Source organism: Enterobacter sp. 04-C-12-SI-ECC (assembly GCF_047530715.1).
Lineage (GTDB): Bacteria > Pseudomonadota > Gammaproteobacteria > Enterobacterales > Enterobacteriaceae > Enterobacter > Enterobacter bugandensis.
Genome location: NZ_JBLKDI010000020.1, coordinates 65,792 through 84,468 on the forward strand (window position 1 = coordinate 65,792; position 18,677 = coordinate 84,468).

Sequence of the window (18,677 nt, forward strand, 5' to 3'; positions counted from 1 at the left end):
CTGACAAAATACAGGCAATCCCCCCTTTCAAACGTTACAGACGGAATCTTCTCTCTGATGGCAGCAAAGATTATTGACGGTAAAACGATTGCGCAGCAGGTGCGCTCTGAGGTCGCGGAAAAAGTGAAGGCGCGTAAAGCCGCCGGAAAACGCGCTCCCGGGCTGGCCGTTGTGCTGGTTGGCAGCAACCCGGCATCACAGATTTATGTCGGCAGCAAACGCAAAGCGTGTGAAGAGGTGGGGTTCGTCTCCCGCTCTTACGATTTGCCGGAAACCACCAGCGAAGCGGAACTGCTGGAACTTATTGACACCCTGAATGCCGATAAAGAGATCGACGGCATTCTGGTTCAGCTGCCGCTGCCTGCGGGCATCGACAACGTGAAGGTGCTGGAGCGTATCGCGCCAGATAAAGACGTCGACGGTTTCCATCCGTACAACGTGGGCCGCCTGTGCCAGCGCGCGCCGCGTCTGCGCCCGTGCACCCCGCGCGGCATCGTGACGCTGCTGGAGCGTTATAACATCGACACCTACGGTCTGAACGCCGTGGTCATCGGCGCGTCCAATATCGTGGGCCGTCCGATGAGCATGGAGCTGCTGCTGGCCGGCTGCACCACCACCGTGACCCACCGCTTTACCAAAAACCTTCGTCACCACGTTGAAAACGCCGATCTGCTGATCGTCGCGGTCGGCAAGCCGGGCTTTATTCCGGGCGAGTGGATCAAAGAGGGCGCGATTGTCGTGGACGTCGGGATTAACCGTCTGGAAAACGGCAAAGTGGTCGGCGACGTGGTGTATGAAGATGCCGCGGCTCGCGCCTCTTACATTACGCCAGTGCCGGGCGGCGTTGGCCCGATGACTGTAGCAACGCTGATTCAGAATACTTTGCAGGCATGCGAAGAGTACCACGATGTAGAGGAAGCATAAGATGGCCACATTTTCATTAGGCAAACACCCGCACGTTGAGCTGTGCGATCTGCTCAAGCTGGAAGGCTGGAGCGAAAGCGGCGCGCAGGCGAAAATCGTTATCGCCGACGGGCAGGTGAAAGTAGACGGCGTGGTGGAAACCCGCAAGCGCTGCAAAATTGTCGCCGGCCAGACCGTGAGCTTTGAAGGGCAGAGCGTGACCGTGACGGCGTAAGCCGTTTGATGCCCGGTGGCGCTGCGCTTACCGGGCCTACGTACTGTCTCCGTTTGTAGGCCGGGTAAGGCGAAGCCGCCACCCGGCAATTTCTATCTCTATCCCCTCACACCCATCACGGTTAATTATCGATCAACTTCAAATAATCACTATTTCATCTGTTGAAAGGTGAGATTTCAGTTGCGCGTTTTTCACTCTTTCCCCACGATAAGTAGAACGTTCTACTAAAACGTTCTACTTACAATAACAGCGCTTAAAAAGCGCTACTCGGGGGAAATCAGCATGAGTCTGATATCAGGGTTTGTTAAATCGCTGTCTAAGTTATCGATGATTGGTCGCGCCTTAATGCTGCCAATTTCACTGCTTCCCGCTGCGGGCCTCCTGCTGGCCTTCGGCGATAAGTTCCACCTGCCGCTGATGATGAACGCCGGCGGGGTTATCTTTGATAACCTGCCGATGCTGTTTGCCATCGGCTCTGCTGTCGGTCTGGCCTCGGAATCCGGCATTGCAGCACTCTCGGCGGCGGTGTCGGTGTTTGTCACTAACATCACCATCAGTACCGTATTAAGCATCACGCCGGAAATGGCCTCACAGGGCGGAAAATATGCCATGGTGGTCGGCATCCCGACGCTGCAGATGGGCGTCTTCGGCGGGCTTATCTGCGGCATTCTCGCAGCCTGGTGCTACAACCGCTTCCACACCATGCAGCTGCCGGAGTTCCTCGGCTTCTTCTCCGGGAAGCGCTTTGTGGCGATCGCCACGGCGTTCCTCTCTTTCCTGATGGGGCTGCTGCTACCGTACGTCTGGCAGCATATTCAGGCCGGTATCGACGCGCTCTCCGTGATCGTAAACGGTGATAACCAGGCGGCATCGACCTTTATCTTCGGGCTGGTGGAGCGCGCGCTGATCCCGCTCGGCCTGCACCACATCTGGTATCCGTCCTTCTGGTATTCGTTCGGGGATTACACCACCCAGGCGGGCCAGGTGATCCACGGCGACCAGACCATCTGGTTCAAGATGCTCGAAGAGGGGGTGAAATCCTTCAGCAGCGACACCTACCAGAACGCCGGTAAGTTCATGCAGGGCGAGTTCCCGCTGATGCTGTTCGCGCTGCCTGCTGCATGCCTGGCGATGTACCACGAAGCGCATACGAAGAATAAGAAAATCGCGGCCGGTATTCTCTTCTCCGCTGCCCTCACCTGCTTCCTGACGGGGATCACCGAGCCGGTAGAGTTCACCTTTATCTTCGTGGCGCCGATTCTGTACGTCTTCAACGCCATCATGGCGGGCCTGGCGTACATGACCATGTACCTGCTGCACGCGCATATCGCCAAATCGTTCTCGGCGGGCTTTATCGACTACCTGTCGTTCGGGATCCTGCCGTCGTTTAACGGCTATCAGACCAACTTCCTGAGTGCCATTATCATCGGCATTCCGATGGCGCTGATTTACTACTTCACGTTCCGCTTCGTGATCCGTCGCTTCGACGTGAAAACGCCGGGCCGTACGGAGGTGACCGCCAGCGCGAATGACAAGTCCGATTCCGAACTTGCCACCGAAATCATCGGCCTGCTGGGCGGCGCGCAGAACATTGACTCCGTCGGCTCCTGCATCACCCGCCTGCGTCTGGAAGTGGCGAAGAGCGATGCGGTGGACAGGGACGGACTGAACGGGCTTGGCGCGCGCGGCGTGGTCTTCGTCGGCGACAACGGGATCCAGGTGATTTTCGGTGCCAGAGCACAGTTTATCGCCCAGACCATGTCCACCATGATCGGCAAATAATAAGATGCCTGAACGACACGTCTCCTGTACGCTGGGAGACGTGTCTTATCCGGCTGATAATCGGTAAATTTCAGGGAGCGGTTTTGAAGAAAGTCAGCATCATTGATGTCGCAAAGCACGCGGGCGTCTCGGTCTCTACCGTGTCGCTGGTGCTACGTCAGAAAGGGAAAATCTCAGAGGCGACGATCGAGAAGGTCAATGCCGCCATCACGACGCTGGGCTATGTTCATAACGTTGCCGCTGCCAACCTCCGCGCCAACACCTCCAATCTTATCGGCCTGATCCTGCGCGACTTCAGCGACAGCTTTTCCATCAAGGTGATGGCGAGCATCGTTCAGGAGCTGGAGAAGCAGGGTTATATGGTGTTTCTCGGCCAGCCGCTGAACGACCAGGAATATCTGGAACGGACCCTGCTGTCGTTTAAGCAGCAGGGCGTCGCGGGCGTTATTTATCTGGCGTCTGACACCCGTAACGCCGCTTTACCGGAGCAGATCCGCCAGTGCCCGCTGCCGCTGGTGGTGGTCTCGCAGTCTCTGCTGGACGAAAAATGCAATCTGGTCATGCGCGATAATCGCCAGGCGGCGAACCTGGCCGCACGCTATCTTATCGAACGCGGACACCGCACGATCGCCTACATTGGCGGGCGCGAGGGCTGTCTTATCCGCGAGCAGCGCCTGCTCGGCTTTCGCAGCGTGATGACGCAAAACGGGCTGCTCTGGCGCGATGATTATTCACCGGCCTGCAGCGACGACACCCAGGCCGCCGCGATGGCAACGCGCCAGCTGCTGGAGAAAAACAGCTCCATCACCGCCCTGCTTTGCCACTCCCCGGATGCGATGATCGGCTCCATTTCCGGCATTCACCAGGTGGGCCGCACCGTGGGGAAAGACGTGTTCCTGACCCAGCAGGTGGCGCTGATCGGTTTTGAAGATATGCTCCACGTCAACCTCACCTCCCCTTCCTTCACCTACGTCTCTTCGGCCAGCGATGAAACCGGACGACAGGCGGCGGGGCTGATTATCCGCAAGCTGAAGGAGCCGGATCTGCAAACCCAGCGCATAACGCTGTCCGGGCAGCTTATCGCCCGCGAGTCGGCGTAAAATCAGAATTTGACACAGGTTTGCTGCAGCGAATTCGCTGCTATATTGCTGTGATTTGCCATGGATAATTGCAATGCCTACCGTTATCACTCACGCTGCTGTTCCCCTTTGCCTGGGCTTAGGTCTGGGAACGAAAGTCATCCCTCCCCGCCTGCTGTTTGCCGGGATCGTGCTCGCCATGCTGCCGGACGCCGACGTGCTGGCGTTCAAATTCGGCGTCGCCTACGGGAATATTTTCGGCCACCGCGGCTTTACCCATTCGCTGCTGTTTGCCTTTGCGGTACCGATACTCTGCGTGCTGATTGGCCGACGATGGTTCCGGGCCAGCCTGACGCGCTGCTGGCTGTTCTTAACCGTTTCACTGCTGTCGCACAGCCTGCTGGATTCCGTTACCACCGGCGGAAAAGGCGTCGGCTGGCTGTGGCCGTGGTCAGACGAGCGCTTCTTTGCGCCGTGGCAGGTGATTAAGGTCGCGCCGTTTGCGCTGTCGCGCTACGCCACGCCGTACGGGCATGAGGTCATTATCTCGGAACTGCTGTGGGTGTGGCTGCCGGGGGTGGTGCTGATGGGGATGTTGTGGTGGAAAAGAAGGTAAAAGTAGGCCCGGTAAGCGTTAGCGCCACCGGGCGTTACAAACTTACTTACGACGCCAGGTCGTCCCCTGCGGGCCGTCTTCCAGAATGATGCCCATCTCGGTCAGACGGTTACGCGCCGCATCCGCCGCCGCCCAGTCTTTGGCCTGACGCGCTTCCAGACGCGCTTTAATCAGCGCTTCAATTTCCGCTACTTCACCGTCGTCCGCCTGCGCACCGCTCTGCAGGAACGCGTCCGGCTCCTGCTCCAGCAGGCCAAGCACGGAAGAGAGCTTGCGCAGATGGGACGCCAGCGCATTCGCCGCCGCCATATCTTCTGACTTCAGGCGGTTGACCTCACGCGCCATGTCGAACAGCACGGAGTAGGCTTCCGGCGTGTTGAAGTCGTCGTTCATCACCTCAACGAAGCGCGCTTCGAATGCCTCGCCGCCCGCCGCAGGCACAGATTTGTCGGTGCCGCGCAGCGCGGTGTACAGACGCTCCAGCGCCGAGCGCGCCTGCTTCAGGTTCTCTTCGCTATAGTTCAGCTGGCTACGATAGTGGCCAGACATCAGGAAGTAGCGCACGGTTTCCGCATCGTAATACTTCAGCACGTCGCGCACGGTGAAGAAATTGCCCAGCGATTTCGACATCTTCTCGCGGTCAACCATCACCATCCCGGAGTGCATCCAGTAGTTAACGTACTCGCCGCCGTGGGCGCAGGTGGACTGCGCAATTTCGTTTTCGTGGTGCGGGAACATCAGATCCGAACCGCCGCCGTGAATGTCGAAGTGATTGCCCAGCTGCTTGCAGTTCATCGCGGAACATTCAATGTGCCAGCCCGGACGGCCTTCGCCCCACGGGGATGGCCAGCTCGGCTCGCCCTCTTTGGACATCTTCCACAGCACGAAGTCCATCGGGTTACGCTTCACGTCAACCACGTCCACGCGCGCGCCGGCCTGCAGCTGGTCCAGGTCCTGACGGGAAAGCGCGCCGTAGGTTGGGTCCGTCGGGACGGAGAACATCACGTCGCCGTTGTCCGCCACATAGGCGTGACCGCGTTCGATCAGCTTTTCGGTGATCTCGATAATTTCGTGGATATGGTGGGTCGCACGCGGCTCGCTGTCCGGACGCAGAATATTGAGGGCGTCAAAATCTTTGTGCATCTCAACAATCATGCGATCCACCAGCGCAACAAAGCTTTCGCCGTTTTCATTAGCGCGCTTGATGATTTTGTCGTCGATGTCGGTAATGTTACGCACGTACTTCAGGTTATAGCCCAGGAAGCGCAGGTAGCGAGAGACCACGTCGAACGCAACAAAGGTACGGCCATGGCCGATATGACAGAGATCGTAAACCGTAATACCACACACGTACATGCCGACTTCCCCGGCATGGATAGGTTTAAATTCCTCTTTCTGGCGCGTCATTGTATTAAAGATTTTTAACATCGAAGATTCCATGTAAACACGTGTGTGAGTTGTTTGTTCCATATAATACCCATAATTCGGAATAGGATCAGCACACAATGCAAGGTGATCGCGTCCTGTGGTTATGCTATAACAAGCCCCTATATATGACCCGAAGGCGGGTCGACGTACCACAATAACGGAACAGGATGCAAAAATGGTTACTTTCCACACTAATCATGGCGATATCGTAATCAAGACCTTTGATGACAAAGCGCCTGAAACAGTTAAAAACTTCCTGGACTACTGCCGCGAAGGTTTCTACAACAACACTATTTTCCACCGCGTGATCAACGGCTTTATGATCCAGGGCGGCGGTTTCGAGCCTGGCATGCGCCAGAAAGAGACCAAAGAGGCGATCAAAAACGAAGCGAACAACGGCCTGAAAAATACCCGCGGTACGCTGGCAATGGCCCGTACTCAGGCACCACACTCTGCCACCGCGCAGTTCTTCATCAACGTAGCGGACAACGACTTCCTGAACTTCTCCGGCGAAAGCCTGCAGGGCTGGGGCTACTGCGTGTTCGCAGAAGTGGTTGAAGGTATGGACGTGGTCGACAAGATCAAAGCCGTTTCTACCGGCCGCAGCGGCATGCACCAGGACGTTCCTAAAGAAGACGTTGTAATTACAAGCGTGACCGTCAGCGAGTAATTCGTGGCGACACTCTTTATTGCGGATCTGCATCTGCAAACAGAAGAACCGGCGATAACCGCCGGTTTTCTGCGTTTTTTACGCGGTGAAGCGAAAAGCGCCGACGCGCTGTACATCCTGGGCGATCTGTTTGAAGCCTGGATTGGCGACGACGATCCTAACCCGCTGCATCGTGAAATGGCTGCCGCCATTAAAACGCTGGTAGATTCCGGCGTCCCCTGCTACTTCATTCACGGCAACCGTGATTTCCTGCTCGGCAAGCGCTATGCCCGCGAAAGCGGTATGACGCTGCTGCCGGAAGAACAGGTGCTCGATCTCTACGGCCGCAAGGTGCTGATCATGCACGGCGACACGCTCTGCACCGACGATACCGGCTACCTGGCGTTTCGCGCTAAGGTCCACACCCCGTGGATCCAGAAGGTGTTCCTTGCCCTGCCGCTGTTTATCCGCAACCGCATCGCCGCCAGAATGCGTGCGGGCAGCAAAGCCGCCAACAGCAGCAAATCCCTGACCATCATGGACGTCAACCCGCAAGCTGTGGTGAGCGTGATGGAAAAGCATGGGGTTCAGTGGCTGATCCACGGTCATACCCATCGCCCTGACGTGCATTCTCTGAGCGCCAACGGTGAACCGGCCCATCGCGTGGTATTGGGCGCATGGCATACTGAGGGTTCGATGGTCAAAGTCACCCCGGAAGGTGTCGAACTGATCGCTTTTCCGTTTTAACGTTTTCTCGTCGTTTCGCTTGTTTCTCAGCCACGCAACCGTTTTCCTTGCCCGTATAACATGCTATTCTCTGTGCCCTCGAAAGCAGTGTGTTTCGCACCACAGGAGTTTTAAGACGCATGTCTTCCCGCAATAATCCGGCGCGTGTCGCCATCGTGATGGGGTCCAAAAGCGACTGGGCTACCATGCAGTTCGCCGCCGAAATCTTTGAAATCCTGAATGTTCCGCACCACGTTGAAGTGGTTTCCGCACACCGTACGCCGGACAAACTGTTCAGCTTCGCCGAAAGCGCCGAAGAGAACGGGTATGAGGTGATTATTGCCGGTGCGGGCGGCGCAGCACATCTGCCGGGCATGATTGCCGCCAAAACCCTGGTGCCGGTTCTGGGCGTCCCGGTACAAAGCGCCGCGTTAAGCGGTGTCGATAGCCTCTACTCCATCGTCCAGATGCCGCGTGGTATTCCTGTCGGCACGCTGGCAATTGGCAAAGCGGGCGCGGCGAACGCCGCCCTGCTGGCCGCGCAAATTCTTGCAACGCACGACAAAGATTTACACCAGCGCCTGGCGGAGTGGCGTAAAGCCCAGACCGACGAGGTGCTGGATAACCCGGACCCGCGGGGTGCGGCATGAAGCAGGTTTGCGTCCTCGGCAACGGCCAGCTGGGCCGCATGCTGCGTCAGGCTGGCGAACCGTTGGGGATTGCCGTCTGGCCCGTCGGGCTGGACGCCGAGCCGGAAGCGGTGCCGTTCCATCAGAGCGTGATCACCGCCGAAATTGAACGCTGGCCGGAAACCGCCCTGACCCGCGAGCTGGCGCGCCATAACGCCTTCGTGAACCGCGACGTGTTCCCGATCATTGCCGACCGTCTGACGCAGAAGCAGCTGTTCGACAAGCTGGGCCTCGCAACCGCCCCGTGGCAGCTGTTGTCTGATAAAAGCGAGTGGAATGACGTCTTCGCCATGCTGGGCGAACTGGCGATCGTGAAGCGCCGCGTGGGTGGCTACGACGGCCGCGGCCAGTGGCGCCTGCGCGCCGGCGACACCGCCGAGCTGCCGGACGACTGCTACGGCGAGTGCATCGTTGAGCAGGGCATCAACTTCAGCGGCGAAGTGTCGCTGGTTGGCGCACGCGGGCACGATGGCCGCACGGTGTTTTACCCGCTGACACATAACCTGCATCAGGACGGCATTCTGCGCACCAGCGTCGCCTTCCCGCACGCCAATGCCGACCAGCAGGCGCAGGCGGAAGAGATGCTTTCTGCCATCATGCACGAGCTGGGCTACGTAGGCGTGATGGCGATGGAGTGCTTCGTCACGCCGTCGGGCCTGCTGATCAACGAGCTGGCGCCGCGCGTGCACAACAGCGGCCACTGGACGCAAAACGGCGCCTCTATCAGCCAGTTCGAACTGCACCTGCGCGCCATCACCGACCTGCCGCTGCCACAGCCCGTCGTTAACAGCCCGTCGGTGATGATCAACCTGATCGGGACCGATCTGAACTACGACTGGCTGAAGCTGCCGCTGGTGCATCTGCACTGGTATGACAAAGAGGTTCGCGCGGGTCGTAAAGTGGGTCATCTCAACCTGAACGACAGCGATACCGACCGCCTGAGCGCCACCCTGGAGGCGATCGTTCCTCTCCTGCCGCCAGAATACGCGAGCGGAATTGTCTGGGCACAGTCAAAGCTCAAGTAAGACATCTGCGCCGGGGAGTTGACCTTCCCCTTCCCCGGCGTACAATCCCCGCCCATTGCTGCTGAGTTTTCTTCTGGAATCACCATGAACGATGGAACGGACTATCGCGCGATCCTCGCGTCTGATACCCCTTTAATCGACGTTCGCGCGCCGATCGAATTTGCCCAGGGTGCGATGCCCGCCGCACTCAACCTGCCCTTAATGAACGACGACGAGCGTGCCGCCGTCGGTACCTGCTATAAGCGCCAGGGACCCGACGCCGCGCTGGCGCTCGGCCATAGCCTGGTGAGCGGCGAGACGCGGGAGGCGCGCATTAACGCCTGGCGCGAAGCCAGCCTTGCGCACCCCGAAGGCTATCTCTGCTGCGCGCGCGGCGGTCAGCGTTCACATATCTCTCAGGCCTGGCTGAAAGAGGCTGGCATCGACTACCCGCTGATCCGCGGCGGCTATAAGGCTCTGCGCCAGACGGCGATTCAGGTCACCATTGAGCAGTCGCAAAAGCCGATGGTGCTTATTGGCGGCTGTACCGGCAACGGTAAAACGCTGCTGGTGAAGCAGCACGCGCAGGGCATCGATCTGGAAGGGCTGGCGCACCATCGCGGCTCGTCGTTTGGCCGCACGCTTACGCCGCAGCTTTCCCAGGCGAGCTTCGAGAATCACCTTGCGGTTGAGCTCTTGAAAAAAGATGCCGCGCGCTGGGTGCTGGAGGACGAGGGCCGGATGATTGGCTCCAACCACCTGCCGGAGTGCCTGCGCGACCGCATGGTTGACGCCCCTATCGTTGTCGTCGAAGACCCGTTTGAAACCCGACTTGAGCGCCTGCGCGAAGAGTATTTTGACCACATGTGGGCGGATTTTTCTGCCGCGTACGGTGAGGAGGCGGGCTGGAAGGAGTACAGCGAGTACCTGCACCACGGCCTGTTTGCCATTCGCCGCCGGCTTGGGCTACAGCGTTTTGCGGAATTTACGGCGCTGCTGGACGCGGCCCTTGCCGAACAACAGCGAACGGGCAGCACCGACGCGCACTTCAGCTGGCTTGTACCGCTGCTGAAGGACTATTACGACCCGATGTACGGCTATCAGCTGGAGAAGAAAGCGGAGAAGATTGTGTATCGCGGGACGTTCGCAGAAATTGCCGAGTGGCTTAATCGCTAAAAAAAGCCGGGTGGCGAGGTAAAAGCAAAACGGCAACCTGGGTTGCCGTTTTTAATGTTTTTTCCCTCTCCCCGTGGGAGAGGGTCAGGGTGAGGGCATCAGGCCGCACCCTACATGACACCTTAGAAGTCGTAACGCAGACGCACCAGGTTCATGTCGCCCAGGTTGTCGGTGCTGGAGGTGAACACGTGTTCGTAATCCACGCGGAAACCGTAATCCAGCTGGAAGCTGATACCCACGCCGTTGTCGATGCGCTGGTAGTTACGGCCGTTCACGTACTCGATGCGGTCACCCATGAAGTAAGGCTGGATGGATTTCACCGCGTACTGACCGATTGGGAATTTGTACCCTGCGAAGTATTCAATACCCCACGCGTCGCCCGCAAAGTAGTCGTTAACAGACACTTTTTTGGTGGTCAGGAAGTTCTGGTACCAGCCGCCGCCAGCGGAGAAGGTCCAGTTGTCCGGCGTCCAGCTCAGCGCAGTACCGACAATATTCTGGTCGTAGGATTTGCTGTCGCCGTTGTCCGGGTTACGCATGTCCGCGCGGGTGTAGTTCCACGCAGCGCCCCAGGTCAGATCGGTGGTCAGGTGGTAATCGATACCCAGTGAGCCGCCGCCTTTACGCTTGTAGCGCAGGCCGTTGCCCGGCAGGTATTCGCTGTCTTCAAACAGGTAGGATGCATAGATGTCCGCATCGCCCACGGTTTTCTTATATTTCAGCATCTGGCGTGAACGGTAAGAGCCGTCGTAGTCGCCGTTGATCCCGTTACCCGGCGCCTGGCCGATCATGTCGTAGTCCCAGATATCGGTTTTCGCGCCCACCACATCATAGTAAACGCTGTTCTGCTGGCCGAAGGTCAGCGTACCCCAGGTATCGCTCTTCAGGCCGGTGTAGAGCATGCGGCGTGAGGTGTCGTGCGCGCCGTCGGCGTAGTGGTTATCCCAGTTAAACTGCGCCGGAATGTTCACCCCCAGCTCGTAGTAGCTGATCCAGCTGATGTCATCGAACAGGTAGTAGTCTGCCGCGAAACGGAAGCGGGTACCGCCGTCAAAGCCGTTACGCTTGTAGCCGTTTTTGCCGTCATCGCCGGTCTCTGGAACTGAGGACGAATACTGCCGCCAACGGTGAAGTTCAGGCGGCTCAGCGGGTTACCCGCCTGAGGATCCTGCTTAAGTACGGTGATTTCTGCCTGAGATGCAAAAGTAGTCAATGCCACTGCCGCGCCGATCGTTGCCGCCAGCGCTGATTTTTTTATAGTCATTATTTTTCCTTAATAGACACGCTGCTAAATATTTAGCCGGTGAATATTAACCGGAAATTTTCGGGCTGTGTGGGCGGGTTTTTAATGTTTTGTGCTACTAAATGCGTTGGCATTATCACTTTGTGCTATTTAAGCATTACGCACCGGCATAAAAACCGGTGCGTAATTATTACCATGCCAAATCAATTCACAAACTGCCGGAACAGAGCCTTGCCCTTTAACAATCGCGCCCCGAGCCAGCCCCCGCAGAGGGAGAGCAGCACCGCGCCGCAAAGAGGGAGTACTAGCCAGAGACGCCAGTCAGGCTCCCACGGGAAGTCGAAGACCTTTGTCTGCAGCACCGCCAGCGCCGTCTCCGCGCCAATCGCCGCGACCAGACCCGCCACCAGCCCAAGCAGCGCAAACTCGCTCCAGAGCGTCGCCCGCAGCAGCCGCTTACCCGCACCGAGCGTGCGGTAGACTATCAGTTCCTGATGACGCTGGCGCATGCCCACCTGCACCTGCGCCAGCAGCAGCAATATGCCGCAGATTGTCACCAGCACCACCATCACCTCCAGCGCGCGGCTCACCTGCTCCAGCACCTGCCCGACCTGTTTGAGGATCGCGCCAATATCCAGCAGGCTCACCGTCGGGAACTCCCGGTTAAGCTGCGTCAGCATGCCGTTGCCGTTTTCCCAGCGGAAGCTGGTCAGCCAGCTCTGCGGCTGCCCGTCCAGCGCGCCCGGCGGGAAGATGAAGAAGAAGTTTGGCCGCAGGCTTTCCCAGTCCACTTTACGGAGGCTGGTGACGTTGGCGGTAAAATCCTGGGTATCACCGGTGAAGGTCACGCTGTCCCCGAGCTTCACGTTCAGGCGCGTCGCCAGCCCCTCTTCCATCGACACCTCTCTTGCTTTCGGCGGCCAGCTACCGGCGGTAATCGGGTTATGGTCGGGACGTTTCTCCTGCCAGGTCAGATTGAGTTCGCGGTTAAGCGACTCGTCCTTGTTACCCTCGGTTGACTGGCCGTTGATCTGCGTCAGACGCGCACGGACGATGGGGTAGAACGACTCGGGGATAATGTGATGCTCCGACAGGAAGCCCTTCAGCGGCGTCACCTGTTCCGGTGCGATGTTGATCAGGAAATAGTTCGGGCTTTCCGGCGGAAGCTGCTGCTGCCAGCGATCCAGCAGATCCCCGCGAAGCACGAGAAGCAGCGCCAGCAGCATAAACGACAGCGAAAAGGCCGACAGCTGGCTGAGCGTTGACCAGGGCTGATGCAGCAGGCGGTTGACCGCCAGCCGCACCGGCAGGGATTTTACCGTCAGCCTCTTCAGGACGTTGAGCAGTATCCAGCCCAGCACGCCGCACAGCAGCGCCAGTACCACCGCGCCGGCCAGCACGGCCCACAGCAGGGTGCTGCCGCCCATCAGCCAGGCCAGCAGCCCGACCGCAACAGCAATAATCGCCGGAAGATAGAACTTCAGCGGCCAGACGTTCGCCACCACATCATTGCGCAGCACCCGCAGCGGCTGCGTCGCGAGTAGCATGCGGTACGGGCGCAGCCCCACCAGCATCGAGATCACCGTCATCGCGCCCATCGCCCACAGCCACGGCCAGAGGCTTGCCGGGGGCAAAGCGGCCGGCAGCACCGGTTTCAGCATCACCATCAGCAGTTTTTCAAACAGCAGGCCTATTATTCCGCCGGTAAGCGCAGAGAGGGCCAGCAGCATCAGCCACTGGCCGACGATCAGCTTGCGCAGCTGTGCCCGCCCCGCGCCGAGGGTTTTAAGGATCGCCACCAGGTCGTAGCGGCTGCGGCAGTAGTGCCCCATCGCCACGGCAACCGCCGCCACCGCCAGCAGCAGGGTTAACAGCGCCGACAGCAGCAGGAACTGTTGGGAACGTTCGAGGGATTTGCCGAGCGCCCCTTCGTCCTGCTCCAGCCCGTACCAGCGGTGTTCCGGCTTGAGCTGCGGCAGAAGCCATTTTTCATACGCCTCCAGCTGCGCGGGCGTGCCGCCAAACTTGTAGCGCCAGGTGACGCGGCTTCCCGGCTGTACGGCGTTGGTTTTCGCGACATCAGCGGTGTTCATCAGCAGGCGCGGCGCGAGCTGGAACGGGTTAAAGCCGGAGTCGGGCTCCTGCACCACTTCCCCGGCGATTTTCAGCGTGGCATCGCCAACGTCAATGCTGTCGCCGGGCTTCAGGTTGAGAAGCGCCATCAGTCGCGATGCCAGCAGCACCGTGCCGGGCGTCGGCTTTAGCCCCGGCGGGCTGGTTTGTAGTTCCCCGTACATCGGGTAGATGTCGTCCACGGCCTTCACGCTGGCGAGCTGCGGGGTGTCCCCCGCGAAGGTCATGGTCTGGAAGGTGAGCTGCTCCCCCACCTTTAGCCCTTCCTTGCGCGCTTCCTCAATCCAGCCAGGCGGCACAGGACGCGAGCTTTGCAGCGCCCGGTCCCCGGCCATAAATTCGCGGCTCTGCTGGCTGAGCCCTTTTTCCATGCGGTCGCTGACGCTGCCGAGCGCCAGCACGCAGGCCACCGCCAGGCTTAACGCCAGCCAGACAATCAGCAGCGAGGGCGAGCGCCATTCGCGCCAGAACCAGCGGGCGATCATGCTTCCTCCTGAAGAATACCGTTCACCAGCCGCAGGCGGCGGTCGCAGCGGGCGGCCAGCTGCGGATCGTGGGTCACGAGGATCAGCGTGGTGCCATGTTCGCGGTTAAGCGAAAACAGCAGATCAGCAATTTTATCCCCGGTTTTACGGTCAAGGTTGCCGGTGGGTTCATCGGCAAACAGCACTTCCGGGCGGCCGTTAAACGCCCGCGCCAGCGCCACGCGCTGCTGCTCGCCACCGGAAAGCTGTGCGGGAAGATGGTCGAGGCGCTTGCCCAGGCCGAGCTGTTCCAGCAGCGCCTTCGCATGCGTGCGGCTTTCGCGACTCTTTTCGCCGCGCAGCAGCGCCGGGAGCTCGACGTTTTCCAGCGCGTTCAGGGTCGGGATCAGCATAAAGGACTGAAAGACAAAACCGATATGCCGCGCGCGCAGCGCGGCTCGCGCCTCTTCATCAAGCTGGTGCAGCGGTTGCCCGACCAGGTGGACTTCGCCGCTGCTGCCGTCGTCCAGACCGGCCAGAATCGCCAGCAGCGTAGACTTGCCGGAACCGGATTCGCCAATCAGCGCGATGGTTTCGGCGCGTTTGACAACGAGTTCAACTCCGGTAAGGATTGAAAGCTCCTGCTCCCCCTGACCGACGGACTTCTTAAGACGATGAACTTCAACACTGTTTTCCGCTGGCATTTGCCCTTCCTGTTTTTGATGCTGATGACCTTCCGCGCGGCGGCAGCGGACACGTTACTGATTCTTGGCGACAGCCTGAGCGCGGGCTACCGCATGGCGGCCAGCGCGGCCTGGCCGGCTCTGCTCAATGACAAATGGCAAAGCAAGACGACCGTTATCAACGGCAGCATCAGCGGCGATACCTCGCAGCAGGGTCTGTCGCGCCTGCCTGCGCTGCTCAAGCAGCATCAGCCGCGCTGGGTGCTGGTTGAGCTTGGCGGTAATGACGGCCTGCGTGGCTTCCAGCCGCAGCAAACCGAGCAAACGCTGCGCACCATTTTGCGGGACATCAAGGCGGCAAACGCCCAGCCGCTGCTGATGCAAATTCGCCTGCCCGCCAACTACGGTCGTCGGTATAATGAAGCCTTTAGCGCGATCTACCCTAAGCTTGCCAAAGAGTTTGATATTCCGCTCCTGCCATTTTTCATGGAAGAGGTCTATCTCAAACCCCAGTGGATGCAGGACGACGGTATCCACCCCAATCGCGATGCGCAGCCGTTTATTGCCGACTGGATGGCAACGCGGCTGGCTCCTTTAGTTAAACATGACTCGTAATTCAGCGGAGTTCCTGACAGGTAAAGTTATGCAAAAATCGGTCTTAATTACAGGATGTTCCAGCGGAATCGGCCTTGAAAGCGCGCTTGAACTAAAGCGCCAGGGATTTAGGGTGCTGGCAGCGTGCCGCAAGCCTGACGATGTCGAGCGCATGAACGGGCTGGGCTTTACCGGCATACAGCTGGATATGGACTCGCCGGAGAGCGTTGAACGCGCCGCCGACGAGGTGATAGCCCTGACCGAAGGCCGTCTGTACGGTCTCTTTAATAATGCCGGTTACGGCGTGTATGGCCCGCTGGATACGCTCTCGCGCGAAACGCTGGAGAAGCAGTTTTCAACCAATTTCTTCGGCGTCCATCAGCTCACCATGCGTCTGCTCCCGGCCATGCTGCCGCACGGCGAAGGGCGCATCGTGATGACATCTTCAGTGATGGGGCTGATTTCCACCCCGGGCCGCGGCGCCTACGCCGCCAGTAAATATGCGCTGGAAGCCTGGTCCGACGCCCTGCGCATGGAGCTGCGCCACAGCGGCATCAAGGTCAGCCTGATTGAACCCGGCCCGATCCGCACCCGCTTTACCGAAAACGTGAACCAGACGCAGGCGGACAAGCCGGTCGAAAACCCCGGCATCGCCGCACGTTTTACCCTCGGGCCAGAGGCGGTGGTTGCCAAAGTGCGCCATGCTTTTGAGAGCGAGCATCCCAAAATGCGCTATCCGGTGACGCTGGTCACCCATGCCGTCGGCTGGTTAAAGCGCCTGCTGCCGGGCAGGATAATGGACAAAATTTTGCACGGCTGAGTTGAAGCGACGACGCTCATCCCCATGTAAAGAGTAAACCGACAAAAGAGAAAGCCGCATGTCCGTACAGAATATCGTCAATATTACAGAAGCAAACCTGCAACAGGTCCTCGAACAGTCGATGGCTAAACCGGTGCTGTTCTACTTCTGGTCTGAGCGCAGCCAGCACTGTCTGCAGCTGACGCCGGTGCTGGAAAGCCTTGCCGCGCAGTACAACGGTCAGTTCATTCTGGCGAAACTGGATTGTGACGCCGAACCGATGGTGGCGTCGCAGTTTGGTCTGCGCGCCATTCCAACCGTTTATCTGTTCCAGAACGGCCAGCCTGTCGATGGCTTCCAGGGCCCCCAGCCGGAAGAGGCGATTCGCGCCCTGCTGGATAAAGTGCTGCCGCGCGAAGAAGAGCTGAAAGCGCAGGAAGCGATGGCGCTGATGCAGGAAGGCAAATACGACGAGGCGCTGCCGCTGCTGAAAGAGGCGTGGCAGCTGTCGAACCAGAACAGCCAGATCGGCCTGCTGCTGGCGGAAACGCAGATCGCCCTGCACCGTTCAGAAGACGCGGAAGCCATGCTCAAGACGGTACCAATGCAGGATCAGGACACCCGCTATCAGGGGCTGGTCGCGCAGATTGAGCTGCTGAAGCAGGCGGCTGACACCCCGGAAATTCAGCAGCTGCAGCTGCAGGTGGCCGACAACCCGGCGGATGCCGCGCTGGCAAGCCAGCTGGCGCTCCAGCTGCATCAGGTGGGACGTAACGAAGAGGCGCTGGAGCTGCTGTTTAGCCACCTGCAGAAAGATCTGGCTGCCGCAGACGGTCAGGCGCGCAAGATGTTCCAGGAGATCCTGGCCGCGCTGGGCACCGGAGACGCGCTGGCGTCGAAGTATCGTCGTCAGTTGTACGCGCTGCTCTACTAACAAAAAATGCCCGGTGGCGCTAACGCTTACCGGGCCTACAAAAACGGATATTACCCCGTCTTTTTCAACTGCGTCACCACCAGCTGGTGGCGCGGGTTGTAGAACTTCCGATAGGTCAGGTAGCAGGCAATGATGGTGGACAGGCTCGCCGTGGAAAGCAGCATAAACGTCACCATGATCTGATACTTAATCGCTTTTACCGGATCGATACCGGCAAAGATCAGCCCCGACATCATGCCCGGCAGGCTCACCAGCCCCACCGTTTTGGCAGAATCCACGGTCGGGATCAGCGATGAGCGAATGCTCTCACGAATCAGCCGCGCTGAAGCCACTTTTGGCGTCGCCCCCAGGCTTAACTTCTCCTGCAGCTGCTGCTGTTCACTGCTGAAACGCTGGCCGAGGTTGTTGTAGCACAGGCCAACGGCCACCATGGCGTTTCCCGCAATCATCCCGGAAATAGGGATCACCTGCATCGGCGTAAACTCAATCGAGCCAGAGAGCACCAGCACCGCCAGGGTGAGCGCCGTCCCGGTCGTAATCGCGATAAATGACGAGATAAACGCCTTATCAATATATTTACTGCGTTTCTGCGCGTTCCACGCCGCGTTAAAGCAGATGAAGAGCACCATCAGCAGCGTCAGCACCGCGTGGTTGACGTTGAAAATATACTTCAGCACATAGCCGACGATGATGAGCTGAACCACCGCGCGGCAGATACTCCAGACAATATCTTTTTCCAGGCCCAGCTTTTCCCGGTAGCTGACGACGATAGCAATCAGCACCAGCACCATCGAAAACGCCAGAGATTCATTGGTAATGTTATGCTCACCCACGGTTGGCCTCCTGCATTTTCCCGCCGTGCGACTGGAGCGTAATCACGTCATCCGCATGGGTAATTTCGTTTGAGTCGTGCGTCACCCACAGCACGGCAATATTCTGCTCGCGGGCGTAACGATGAATAATCTCGTTGACGTTGCGTTTGTTGGCATCATCGAGCGCGCTGGTGATCTCATCCAGCAGCAATACCTTCGGTAAGAACTGCAGATTACGGATCAGCGAGACGCGCTGCTTTTCACCGCCCGAGAGCTCACTGATGGATTTGGTCAGCGTCTCCTTCGCCAGGCCAAAACGGGCCAGATCGTCGATGAATTTTTCCGGCTCCGGCGTTTTATTGCGGATTTGCCACGGAAAAATCAGGTTATCAAAAACCGTGTCGCCAAAAAGCACGGGCGTTTGGACGCAATAAGAGACCTGCTGGCGATAGCTTTCCGGGGAAAGTGACGCAATATCCTGCCCTTCAAACAGAATGGTTCCCTCCGTTGGGCTCAGCAGTGAGGCCACAATCTTCAGTAAGGTGCTTTTACCGCAGCCTGACGGCCCCGTTATCAGCTTGAACTCACCGGGAAAAAGGGTAAACCCGACGTGCTGAAGGATCGTGTTATTTGCGACACGAAAGCCGACGTCCTTTATCTGCAAAACTGCATTTTCGTTGTTCATATTTTTTCCAGTAACTCCTGAGCGTTATTAGCATAATCCGTGC

18 protein-coding genes and 1 pseudogene are annotated in these 18,677 nt (G+C 58.7%); 13 read left to right on the top strand and 6 right to left on the bottom strand.

The window, feature by feature from the left end:
* Positions 1-57: 57 nt before the first annotated feature.
* The 5 genes from folD to ACMWL8_RS20755 all read left to right on the top strand — a co-directional run bounded on the left by folD (position 58) and on the right by ACMWL8_RS20755 (position 4,615).
* Entirely contained in the window at positions 58-924 is an 867-nt protein-coding gene (gene folD, locus ACMWL8_RS20735) for a bifunctional methylenetetrahydrofolate dehydrogenase/methenyltetrahydrofolate cyclohydrolase FolD (protein WP_028012225.1), read from the top strand.
* A gap of 1 nt (position 925) precedes the next feature.
* The gene (gene ybcJ, locus ACMWL8_RS20740; RefSeq protein WP_028012224.1) at positions 926-1,138 is read left to right on the top strand and encodes a ribosome-associated protein YbcJ; all 213 of its coding nucleotides are present in this window, start codon (positions 926-928) and stop codon (positions 1,136-1,138) included.
* A 282-nt stretch (positions 1,139-1,420) separates the two neighbouring features.
* Complete coding sequence (locus tag ACMWL8_RS20745) at positions 1,421-2,920, top strand: PTS transporter subunit EIIC (protein WP_028012223.1); 1,500 nt, start codon at positions 1,421-1,423, stop codon at positions 2,918-2,920.
* A gap of 83 nt (positions 2,921-3,003) precedes the next feature.
* Complete coding sequence (gene malI, locus ACMWL8_RS20750) at positions 3,004-4,020, top strand: Mal regulon transcriptional regulator MalI (RefSeq protein ID WP_045260710.1); 1,017 nt, start codon at positions 3,004-3,006, stop codon at positions 4,018-4,020.
* Between the two features lie 73 nt (positions 4,021-4,093).
* The gene (locus tag ACMWL8_RS20755) at positions 4,094-4,615 is read left to right on the top strand and encodes a metal-dependent hydrolase (RefSeq protein ID WP_028012221.1); all 522 of its coding nucleotides are present in this window, start codon (positions 4,094-4,096) and stop codon (positions 4,613-4,615) included.
* Between the two features lie 42 nt (positions 4,616-4,657).
* Here ACMWL8_RS20755 and cysS read toward each other — a convergent pair whose 3' ends face one another.
* Positions 4,658-6,043: a cysteine--tRNA ligase gene (cysS, locus tag ACMWL8_RS20760; RefSeq protein ID WP_045260709.1), complete on the bottom strand. Its 1,386-nt coding sequence runs from the start codon at positions 6,041-6,043 to the stop codon at positions 4,658-4,660.
* 175 nt (positions 6,044-6,218) lie between these two features.
* Between cysS and ppiB the strand changes: the two genes are divergently transcribed.
* The 5 genes from ppiB (at position 6,219) to mnmH (ending at position 10,287) form a co-directional block, all read left to right on the top strand.
* Complete coding sequence (gene ppiB / locus ACMWL8_RS20765) at positions 6,219-6,713, top strand: peptidylprolyl isomerase B (RefSeq protein WP_000256009.1); 495 nt, start codon at positions 6,219-6,221, stop codon at positions 6,711-6,713.
* A 3-nt stretch (positions 6,714-6,716) separates the two neighbouring features.
* A complete protein-coding gene (gene lpxH, locus ACMWL8_RS20770; protein WP_045260708.1) occupies positions 6,717-7,439 on the top strand; it encodes a UDP-2,3-diacylglucosamine diphosphatase in 723 nt (240 codons plus the stop codon).
* A 119-nt stretch (positions 7,440-7,558) separates the two neighbouring features.
* Positions 7,559-8,068: a 5-(carboxyamino)imidazole ribonucleotide mutase gene (gene purE, locus ACMWL8_RS20775; RefSeq protein ID WP_006809824.1), complete on the top strand. Its 510-nt coding sequence runs from the start codon at positions 7,559-7,561 to the stop codon at positions 8,066-8,068.
* Positions 8,065-9,132 (top strand): 5-(carboxyamino)imidazole ribonucleotide synthase, encoded by a 1,068-nt coding sequence (gene purK / locus ACMWL8_RS20780; RefSeq protein WP_028012218.1) that lies wholly within the window; start codon positions 8,065-8,067, stop codon positions 9,130-9,132. Before purE ends, purK begins: the two co-directional genes overlap by 4 nt.
* A gap of 84 nt (positions 9,133-9,216) precedes the next feature.
* Positions 9,217-10,287, top strand: a complete 1,071-nt coding sequence (gene mnmH / locus ACMWL8_RS20785) for a tRNA 2-selenouridine(34) synthase MnmH (protein WP_045260707.1) — start codon at positions 9,217-9,219, stop codon at positions 10,285-10,287.
* A 122-nt stretch (positions 10,288-10,409) separates the two neighbouring features.
* Here the strand turns inward: mnmH and ACMWL8_RS20790 are convergent.
* From ACMWL8_RS20790 to ybbA, 3 genes and pseudogenes are all read right to left on the bottom strand, one after another.
* A pseudogene (locus tag ACMWL8_RS20790) lies at positions 10,410-11,551 on the bottom strand (porin).
* Between the two features lie 182 nt (positions 11,552-11,733).
* On the bottom strand, positions 11,734-14,148 hold the full coding sequence (gene ybbP, locus ACMWL8_RS20795; RefSeq protein WP_045260706.1) for a putative ABC transporter permease subunit YbbP: 2,415 nt from the start codon (positions 14,146-14,148) through the stop codon (positions 11,734-11,736).
* The gene (ybbA, locus tag ACMWL8_RS20800) at positions 14,145-14,831 is read right to left on the bottom strand and encodes a putative ABC transporter ATP-binding protein YbbA (protein ID WP_041912055.1); all 687 of its coding nucleotides are present in this window, start codon (positions 14,829-14,831) and stop codon (positions 14,145-14,147) included. Before ybbA ends, ybbP begins: the two co-directional genes overlap by 4 nt.
* Between ybbA and tesA the strand changes: the two genes are divergently transcribed.
* From tesA to ACMWL8_RS20815, 3 genes are read left to right on the top strand one after another with little or no spacing between them, the layout of a single operon-like run.
* Complete coding sequence (gene tesA, locus ACMWL8_RS20805) at positions 14,802-15,425, top strand: multifunctional acyl-CoA thioesterase I/protease I/lysophospholipase L1 (protein WP_028012213.1); 624 nt, start codon at positions 14,802-14,804, stop codon at positions 15,423-15,425. The genes ybbA and tesA overlap by 30 nt on opposite strands.
* Complete coding sequence (locus tag ACMWL8_RS20810; RefSeq protein WP_102863616.1) at positions 15,415-16,224, top strand: SDR family oxidoreductase; 810 nt, start codon at positions 15,415-15,417, stop codon at positions 16,222-16,224. Before tesA ends, ACMWL8_RS20810 begins: the two co-directional genes overlap by 11 nt.
* Positions 16,225-16,282: 58 nt before the next feature.
* Positions 16,283-17,137: a co-chaperone YbbN gene (locus ACMWL8_RS20815; protein ID WP_045260705.1), complete on the top strand. Its 855-nt coding sequence runs from the start codon at positions 16,283-16,285 to the stop codon at positions 17,135-17,137.
* Positions 17,138-17,187: 50 nt separating this feature from the next.
* Here the strand turns inward: ACMWL8_RS20815 and fetB are convergent, their stop codons facing one another.
* Together fetB and fetA are read right to left on the bottom strand one after the other, a co-directional pair.
* Positions 17,188-17,970, bottom strand: coding sequence for an iron efflux ABC transporter permease subunit FetB (fetB, locus tag ACMWL8_RS20820; protein WP_045260704.1), 783 nt, complete (start codon positions 17,968-17,970; stop codon positions 17,188-17,190).
* Positions 17,963-18,634, bottom strand: a complete 672-nt coding sequence (fetA, locus tag ACMWL8_RS20825; protein WP_045260703.1) for an iron efflux ABC transporter ATP-binding subunit FetA — start codon at positions 18,632-18,634, stop codon at positions 17,963-17,965. The genes fetB and fetA overlap by 8 nt, the downstream gene beginning before the upstream one ends.
* Positions 18,635-18,677: the final 43 nt, after the last annotated feature.

Coding starts and splice junctions, on each gene's coding strand:
- folD (WP_028012225.1), top strand. CDS start 58: ATGGCAGCAAAGATTATTGACGGTAAAACGATTGCGCAGCAGGTGCGC.
- ybcJ (WP_028012224.1), top strand. CDS start 926: ATGGCCACATTTTCATTAGGCAAACACCCGCACGTTGAGCTGTGCGAT.
- ACMWL8_RS20745 (WP_028012223.1), top strand. CDS start 1,421: ATGAGTCTGATATCAGGGTTTGTTAAATCGCTGTCTAAGTTATCGATG.
- ACMWL8_RS20755 (WP_028012221.1), top strand. CDS start 4,094: ATGCCTACCGTTATCACTCACGCTGCTGTTCCCCTTTGCCTGGGCTTA.
- cysS (WP_045260709.1), bottom strand. CDS start 6,043: ATGTTAAAAATCTTTAATACAATGACGCGCCAGAAAGAGGAATTTAAA.
- ppiB (WP_000256009.1), top strand. CDS start 6,219: ATGGTTACTTTCCACACTAATCATGGCGATATCGTAATCAAGACCTTT.
- purE (WP_006809824.1), top strand. CDS start 7,559: ATGTCTTCCCGCAATAATCCGGCGCGTGTCGCCATCGTGATGGGGTCC.
- purK (WP_028012218.1), top strand. CDS start 8,065: ATGAAGCAGGTTTGCGTCCTCGGCAACGGCCAGCTGGGCCGCATGCTG.
- mnmH (WP_045260707.1), top strand. CDS start 9,217: ATGAACGATGGAACGGACTATCGCGCGATCCTCGCGTCTGATACCCCT.
- ybbP (WP_045260706.1), bottom strand. CDS start 14,148: ATGATCGCCCGCTGGTTCTGGCGCGAATGGCGCTCGCCCTCGCTGCTG.
- tesA (WP_028012213.1), top strand. CDS start 14,802: ATGAACTTCAACACTGTTTTCCGCTGGCATTTGCCCTTCCTGTTTTTG.
- ybbA (WP_041912055.1), bottom strand. CDS start 14,831: ATGCCAGCGGAAAACAGTGTTGAAGTTCATCGTCTTAAGAAGTCCGTC.
- ACMWL8_RS20810 (WP_102863616.1), top strand. CDS start 15,415: ATGACTCGTAATTCAGCGGAGTTCCTGACAGGTAAAGTTATGCAAAAA.
- ACMWL8_RS20815 (WP_045260705.1), top strand. CDS start 16,283: ATGTCCGTACAGAATATCGTCAATATTACAGAAGCAAACCTGCAACAG.
- fetA (WP_045260703.1), bottom strand. CDS start 18,634: ATGAACAACGAAAATGCAGTTTTGCAGATAAAGGACGTCGGCTTTCGT.